The sequence below is a fragment of the Caballeronia sp. BR00000012568055 genome, assembly GCF_029439455.1.
In the GTDB taxonomy this organism is placed as follows: domain Bacteria; phylum Pseudomonadota; class Gammaproteobacteria; order Burkholderiales; family Burkholderiaceae; genus Caballeronia.
In genome coordinates this window covers 1-7,374 of sequence record NZ_JAQFVG010000056.1, presented here as the reverse complement: position 1 = coordinate 7,374, position 7,374 = coordinate 1, and the positions used below count along the sequence as shown (strand labels likewise).

6 protein-coding genes are annotated in these 7,374 nt (G+C 56.9%); 2 read left to right on the top strand and 4 right to left on the bottom strand.

Features of this window, described 5'->3' with window-relative positions; genetic code table 11:
• Positions 1 to 158: 158 nt before the first annotated feature.
• Positions 159 to 2,288 carry an acetate--CoA ligase family protein gene (locus tag P7F28_RS04145; RefSeq protein ID WP_277183174.1) on the bottom strand — a complete coding sequence of 710 codons (2,130 nt, stop codon included), beginning with the start codon at positions 2,286 to 2,288 and terminating at the stop codon, positions 159 to 161.
• A 366-nt stretch (positions 2,289 to 2,654) separates the two neighbouring features.
• Here P7F28_RS04145 and P7F28_RS04140 point away from each other — a divergent pair, with 366 nt between their 5' ends.
• Both P7F28_RS04140 and mdtD read left to right on the top strand, forming a co-directional pair.
• On the top strand, positions 2,655 to 3,407 hold the full coding sequence (locus P7F28_RS04140; RefSeq protein WP_277183173.1) for a hypothetical protein: 753 nt from the start codon (positions 2,655 to 2,657) through the stop codon (positions 3,405 to 3,407).
• A gap of 309 nt (positions 3,408 to 3,716) precedes the next feature.
• Positions 3,717 to 5,171 (top strand): multidrug transporter subunit MdtD, encoded by a 1,455-nt coding sequence (gene mdtD / locus P7F28_RS04135; RefSeq protein WP_277183172.1) that lies wholly within the window; start codon positions 3,717 to 3,719, stop codon positions 5,169 to 5,171.
• Positions 5,172 to 5,533: 362 nt separating this feature from the next.
• Here mdtD and P7F28_RS04130 read toward each other — a convergent pair whose 3' ends face one another.
• From P7F28_RS04130 to P7F28_RS04120, 3 genes are all read right to left on the bottom strand, one after another.
• On the bottom strand, positions 5,534 to 5,686 hold the full coding sequence (locus tag P7F28_RS04130; RefSeq protein ID WP_277183171.1) for a hypothetical protein: 153 nt from the start codon (positions 5,684 to 5,686) through the stop codon (positions 5,534 to 5,536).
• Positions 5,687 to 6,573: 887 nt separating this feature from the next.
• Complete coding sequence (locus tag P7F28_RS04125; protein ID WP_277183170.1) at positions 6,574 to 6,780, bottom strand: rubredoxin; 207 nt, start codon at positions 6,778 to 6,780, stop codon at positions 6,574 to 6,576.
• A gap of 129 nt (positions 6,781 to 6,909) precedes the next feature.
• Positions 6,910 to 7,374 (bottom strand): 3-hydroxyacyl-CoA dehydrogenase family protein (locus tag P7F28_RS04120; RefSeq protein WP_277183169.1); only part of this gene is annotated, 465 nt, incomplete at its 5' end.

Here is a 7,374-nt window from a genome sequence, read left to right as displayed (position 1 = left end):
ACCGGCGCTTAGAGCGGCCTCGAGAATGGTCTGCTCAGATCGCACCTCAAGGGTACGGTCTAGCGGCTTGAAGAGAACTGGGAAGGTGTCCGACAAAACTTGACCTTCACTCATGACAAATTCACCTTTTACTAACTGGAGTATATTTATGGTGTCGTTTACGCGTTGCCCGTGGTCGATGGAATGATCAGGGCGTCAGCTGCGACCACACCTTGCGGGAGCACGAAGAGGGGATTAACGTCCACCTCTTTGACGATGCCTCGGTTGTCCCACGCAAAGCGGGAGAGCGCCGAAAGAGCCTGGGCCACGGCTTCGACATCGAGGGCAGCGGATCCGCGCGCGCCGTCCATGATCCGTCGGCATTGCAGCTCGTCAACCATCTCGCGAGCGGTTTTCACGTCAAAGGGCGCGAGGCGGCAAGCGGAATCTCGAAGAAGCTCGGTGTAGATGCCTCCCGCCCCGACCACGACCACGGGGCCGAACACCTCATCATTCACGACGCCAGCGATAAGCTCGAAGCCACCCCGGACCATTTCAGAAACCAACACACCTTCAATGCGTGCGGCCGGTGCATGCGTTCGCGCATTCTCGAGCACCTCTGCGATCGACGATTCAAGTTCTTCTCGCGTGCGCAATCCCACCTTAACGCCACCGATTTCGGTCTTGTGCGGAATGTCGGGGGAGACAATTTTTACGACCAAAGGACCCTTCAGCGTATCGAAAACCGCGCCGTCGACACCCTCGACGATGACATCCTTCGTGACTGGAATGCCCGCTGCGGCCAGGATTTCCTTCGACTCGGTTTCCGACAAACTTCCCTTCTTGATTGCGGCCGAGAGATCGTTGGTTTGTGCTCCAGCGTCTTTAGCCTCCAACGCATGCGCTGAGGAAGTCAGGTTCACCCTAGCTTGGCCGTACCGTTTGAGCATTGCGATCGCTCTGGCCACACGTGAAGGCGACGGAAGAACTGGAATCCTCGCGCGGTCGAAGATCTCCAGCGCGGGAGCAATCTGGTCTGCGGGAGCTGAAGAGAAGACAAGCACTGGCTTATCGGCTTCACTTGCAATGCCCGCCAAGACTTCAGCAGCAGCGACGCTCCCGGCGTTGCCTGTCGTAGCAAGGTTGACGCAGACCGAGTGGACCGACGGATCGTCGAGCGTGGCAAGAACCGCCGCCTTCAACTTTTCACGGTTTGCAGCGGAGAAGTAGCCTGCAGTTAGGTCAATGGGGTTGTGTACTGCTCCGATATTCGGGACGACGTCCTTGAGCCGTGCTTGCGTGCTTTCACTAAGGTCGCACAGGGAGAGTCCCTCCGGCTCCCCCGCATCGGCGAACACGATTGCCGATCCTCCCGACACGCCCATGACACCGACCCCGCCACCAGACGGGTACCTCGCACCGGCAAGCGCCTTCAGAAAGTCGACAGCCTCATGGATCTCCCGGATCTCGACGATTCCAGTCTGCTTGAAGAGCGCGCGATAGTAGTCGTAGCTACCTGTAAGACTCGCAGTGTGGGAGGCTGCCGCGCGAGCTCCTTGCTCCGTCACGCCTCCTTTCCAAAGGAGCACGGGCTTCCCTGCCGCCAGGGCACGGCGCCCAACGTCCAGCAGCGCGCGTCCGTCCCTCGTACCTTCGATATATGCAAGGATGATTTCGGTTTCGGGATCGTCCAGGAGGGCATCGATAAGCTGAACGGTATCGATGTCAGTCTCGTTTCCTGTCGCAATCACATGGCGAAAGCCCACTCCGGCGGCGGCGCACCCAAGGGCGAGGCTATAGCCGAACCCGCCGCTCTGCGTCACGAGAGAAACCGATCCCACGTTGAGCTTCGGCTCACGCGTGATGCTGCCGAATGCGGCATACACGTTCGAGTGAATATTCGCAAATCCAAGACAATTTGGTCCGATGATACGCATGCCCGAGTCACGGGCGATCGCGAGCATCTTCTTTTCCAGCTCGATGCCTTCCGGACCGCTCTCACGAAATCCACCGCTCAACACGACAGCGAACGGGATCTTCCTGGCAGCGCTTTGCTCGAGAACAGCCAGAACACCTTTTGCGGGCACACCAATGACGACAAGATCCACCGGTCCGTCAATCTGATCGACTGCCGGGTAGCACTTCAACCCTTCAAACTGCTCGTACTTGGGGTTAACTGGATATACCTCTCCCGTGAACCCATTCTTGAGCAACGCTCGGACGGCTTGTGAACCGGGGCGAGCCGCGTCGTCCGACACACCCACGACTGCGACGGATCGGGGTTCAAATAAATGCTTGAAGGAGTTCATAGTCACTAAATCTCGGGCCATTGAGCTAGACGCCGCTCGGATTGAAACGGAAATGTGCACGGTCACGACGCGGCAATCGATACCGCTGGTTGACTGAACTCTATTCTTGGAAAAGCGCCGCGTCAACCGAAAATGGAATTGGTTTCGAGCATTGAAACCACAACACCCGTCACGTCGCCACAACGAGCGAAACAGCCACGTCCTCGCATATCACCCTCAGGGCATTTCTTGTTCCGTCTACTGGAACTCATGCTGCTTACTAAAACCATGATACGATGCACTCGTGATCGCTGGAGCTGCCGACGAGCCGAGATCCATTCGACACACCGACCCTGCAGGCAGTGGTAAGACACAAGGAGATTTCTGATGATTTACACACGAAGCGGCACCGACGCTCTCGCAAATCGCAACGTCGTGGTTTCACCCGGCACAGGTAACGAACACTGGGGCACCGTCTTCTTTGGGCCTCGCAGTTCAAAGAGCGCGGGCGCTGGGCCGCAGGCGACGATGTCGGAACTCAATCCTCACGAATCCGTTGTCTCGCACTTCCACGGGGTGACGATGTTCCAATGCTTTATCGCCGGATCGGGTACCTTGGGAGCCCGCAAACAGGTTTTGGAGCCTCTGACGGTTCAATTCAAGGATCATCACACCGCTTACGGCCCGATCGTCGCCGGCCCCCAAGGGCTCTCGTTCGTCGCAATGCGCATGTACACGGGCAACTCTGAGCCCGTGTATCTTGATAAACCCGGCTACAGGGAGCGGATTGAACCGAGCAAGCGGCGGCACCTCACGTCAGAGCCTGTTCGCTTTTCTATCGAACCAGTGCTTGCAGCAAGAAAGGAGGTAGTCTGGGAGACGTTGCTCGAAGACTCGAGTGACGGCATGCATGCCCAGGTCGTTCGCCTCGGCGCAGGTATGAGCGTCCCCGGACCCGATCCGAAAGCAGCGGCCGGCTATTACGTGTTCGTTGGGAACGGCACCTTGTTGCACAACGACGAAGAACTGCCGCTGTGGTCGATGGTCGTGGTGGAACCGAGCGAGGAGAAGTTCGACATCCGGGCAGGCGATAAAGGTCTGGAAGCGCTGGTCCTGCAATACCCGCGTGAGGAACGATAAGCCGAGTCAGACCCGGGCCCCTGCTTCCTCAGGCAGGGGCCGTAATCCGGCCTTACGACGCGAGCAGTAATCCGGCTCACACCATTTTCAGTGGCTTTGGATTACAAGGACATGGTCTGCTCCCGGCACGTTCCATGACTTCGACGCTCCAGTCGGCCTTCGGCGGCGACTACCTCAACGTCGACACAGCTCATCGCCCGCCTCATTAAGTGCTTCTCTTCTTGCATTCCCGCTGCGCCACGGCAGAACGCCGCTCTCTGGTCATCTCCCCGACGCCGACTTCACCGATTCGATACGAAACAGCATCTGATGAGCGATAACTCGATTGGCTCACAAACCGCCGACCTCGACGAAGCAAGCGCACGAAAAGTCACAATGACACTGTGGCTAGTTGCAACCGGCTTTTTTATGCAGACGCTCGACACGACGATCGTCAACACCGCATTGCCTTCGATTGCTCGCAGTCTCGGAGAAGCTCCGCTCCACATGCAATCCGTGGTGATTGCTTACTCGCTGACAATGGCGCTTGTGATTCCCGCATCGGGGTATCTAGCGGACCGATTTGGAACGCGTAAAGTATTCCTCGCTGCGATCATCACCTTTACCGTCGGCTCTTTGATGTGCGCAAACTCCCGTGCGCTATGGCAGCTGGTGTCCGCGCGAGTCGTTCAAGGTGTGGGGGGTGCGATGCTGCTGCCGGTTGGACGGCTGGCAATACTGCGCAATTTTCCACGGGAACGATACCTGCCGGCATTGAGTTCGCTAGCAGTCCTTGGACTAGTGGGTCCGCTGCTCGGCCCGACCCTGGGCGGATGGCTTACTGACGTCGCCTCTTGGCATTGGATATTCCTCATCAACGTACCAATCGGCGCAATCGGCTGCATCGGATGCTTTTTTTTCATGGTCGGGAAGCCCCAGCCGACTGTGACGCGATTTGACTTCAAGGGATATATTCTTCTAGTGCTCGCCATGCTGTCGCTAACCATCGCGCTAGATGGACTTGCCGAGCTCGGCCTACAACGAGCCTCCGTATTGGTTTTGCTAATTTTGGCATTCGCGTTCCTCGTATCCTATGCGCTGCACTCCACAGATAATCCCGCGTCGCTTCTCCCGCTCACCCTACTCAAAATCCCAACATTCAAGATCGGTCTTCTTGGGAACCTGTTTGCTCGCATCGGCGGCGGAGCGATGCCATACTTGCTGCCGCTGTTCTTGCAAGTGGCTCTCGGATACACACCATTTCATGCGGGCTTGATGATGCTACCCGTGGCAGCAGCTGGAATCGCGTCAAAACGAGTCATCGTTGCGATGATTACAGCGTATGGCTACCGTACGGTCCTTGTCTCCAATACAGTTCTTGCCGGACTGAGCATGGCGAGCTTCGCCTTCGTTGACCCGCAGCAGCCGCTATGGGTCCGACTCCTACAACTTGCGTTCTTTGGCGCGGTCAATTCAAACCAATTTACTGCGATGAATGCGCTCACCTTGAAGGACTTGGATACTGTCGGCGCAAGCAGTGGGAATAGTCTGTTCTCGCTTACCCAAATGCTGTCCATGAGCCTCGGGGTGACAGTGGCGGGCGCGATGCTAGCGATGTTTGGAAACGTATTTTCAAAACATCTGCAGCCTCAAGCTCTACCCGTGTTTCACTCTACGTTCGTGTGCGTCGGGTTAATCACGATGTCATCTGCTTTCATTTTTGCCCAATTAGCGTCCGACACGAGAGGCATCGACGCCCGGAAGACCAACGCGGTCGAAGACTAGACTGTCACACCCCCTTGGTTGCACGTACGAGTCGTCCAGCCGCCGTTGATCCACGCACTGCATTGCCCTGCCGATTTCTTTGCGACCGGCAATCGAGCAACGGGTCCGTCGGCGCGCGGGTGGTTCCAATAGACTTGATTGTCACTGGTTGGAGGCGAGCCCGCGATAATTCGCTGTTTCGGAATTGGCATGAGGTTGCTATCTGGCACCCCTCGCCCTGCTGTTGACTTTGGGCTTGCCAAACCCGTGCCCTCTCAATTTCCCGCCAAAGAGGCGGGCGTTCTTTTTCAAGGTGGCCGGGGATGTGACCAAAGCCTCACCGTGCTGCATTCGTGCACCTGCAAATCGACGAGCAGCCCGCGTTAACCGACCGCATCGGCGCGCAGCATCGACATTTTGTGCGTCATCTCACTCGCCAGGATCGCGATTGCGCGAAGAATGCCAGTTTCGGCCGCAGTCGCCTCTGCATATTCGAACAGTTTGCCAACAAGAATCCCACGGTTCACCGAGCGCATGCCTCATCAGCGCTTCGTCACCACGCCGGAAGCCACCATCGATCATTGCCGTGCAGCAAAAGACGGCAGCAACGACGACTTTGGGTAGCGCTCGCAAGGACGCGAGCGCGTCGTCGTTCCCCGAAATGACTCGATACGAACGCACCATCGACTTCGAAATTGCGCGTGCGGCGTATATCGTCCACATCCTGGATGCCCGTTCACAACGAGCGGTCGCTGCCAGACATCGCAGATCAACTATAGGTGATCCCCGTCATCGCGGCTGAACGCTGTACAGGCATCCGGCGAACTGATTGCCCAACTTTGGGGCGGCGGGTAATTTGTCGCGAGACCCGACCTGTGCGGCCCTGTGAGAGCATCTATCCACACGGGCCCACAGCCCGACGCTTCTTGTGCTATACCTCGAGCGCCATGAATATGACAGTGCCCTGGTAGATTGCGAACGGCGCTATTCCAACCGGAAGAAAGCTTGCGGAGGCGGCGAAGTCGGAGCGTACATGACAGGAAGAACGCTGTGCGCTGAGTTGACGAGAAGGCCAGCGCCGATCAACCGGTAAGTCGGCGCCTTCGTTCCACTCCATGAGACGCGACTTCGGGAACTGCACAGGAGTTGATTCGGAGGGCGGTCTGTTGAGCAGGCGTTCCATCACGAGACCATGCTGAACAATCAGTCCCGTAGAAAGCAACACGCCCGAAGCTCCGTGGAAATAGTCGCACAGAGCTCTTGACGTTTCGAAAGAGCCTGCGAAGAGCAGCGCACACCACCGTGAGATAGGGCCGCTGCAACTGCGCACCGCTATTCAGCGGCAGACGTCGTACTCGATACCTTACTATCGACATTGCGTGGAATGAATTGGAAGTTTGATTATGGCGATTTTTGACTTCCGTCAGATCTCGACCATTTCAAAATCGCCTTTCGTCGCCGAGCACTCGGGACATACCCAATCTTCCGGAATGTCTTCCCAACGAGTACCGGGCGCGATCCCTTCGCTCGGTAGACCTTCAACCTCGTCATATGTGAATCCGCACAGAAGGCATTGCCAAACCTTGAATTCACGAATCTCAGTACTTTGTCCTTCGTTTTCAGCCGTCATATCATTGCCTCGCAACTCGGTTCGACGAGCGCCTGGAACTAGCTTTGTGTCGTTGCCGCGCGTTCGCGACTGCAAGAACCAAATCCGTTTCGATGGCCCTTACTTATCACTGGACCAGGCGCTGAATGCTTAAGAAAGATTAGGCGCTTGGGCCTCTCGAAGCGATTCACCAACTTCGGCGATCTGCGCCAACAACTGGCTTGGCTTCCAGCGCTTTCCATACTGCTCGTGCCACACACTGACCTGCTCAAAGATCTTTTGTGCACCAATCGAGTCTGCCCAGGACATCAGTCCGCCTCGATGGCGCGGGAAGCCAAAACCATACAGCCACATCACGTCGATATCACTTGCGCGGTAGGCTTTACCATCTTCCAGGATCTTGCAGGCCTCGTTCACCGAAGCGAAGAGCAAGCGGTTCAGGATCTCGTCGTCTGAAAACTCACGTTGCGGGACGCCGAGCTCACGACCAACGTCACGGATAATCTTCGAAACCTCTTCGTCCGGATGCGGCGTGCGATCACCTTCGTTGTAACGATACCAACCCGCACCATTTTTCTGCCCCTTTCTACCCATCTCAACCATGCGATCGGGGAC

Bases quoted from the DNA above. Each gene is read 5' to 3' on its own strand.
- P7F28_RS04125 (WP_277183170.1), bottom strand. From the start codon at position 6,780: ATGACGGCTGAAAACGAAGGACAAAGTACTGAGATTCGTGAATTCAAG.
- P7F28_RS04145 (WP_277183174.1), bottom strand. From the start codon at position 2,288: ATGAACTCCTTCAAGCATTTATTTGAACCCCGATCCGTCGCAGTCGTG.
- P7F28_RS04140 (WP_277183173.1), top strand. From the start codon at position 2,655: ATGATTTACACACGAAGCGGCACCGACGCTCTCGCAAATCGCAACGTC.
- mdtD (WP_277183172.1), top strand. From the start codon at position 3,717: ATGAGCGATAACTCGATTGGCTCACAAACCGCCGACCTCGACGAAGCA.
- P7F28_RS04130 (WP_277183171.1), bottom strand. From the start codon at position 5,686: ATGCGCTCGGTGAACCGTGGGATTCTTGTTGGCAAACTGTTCGAATAT.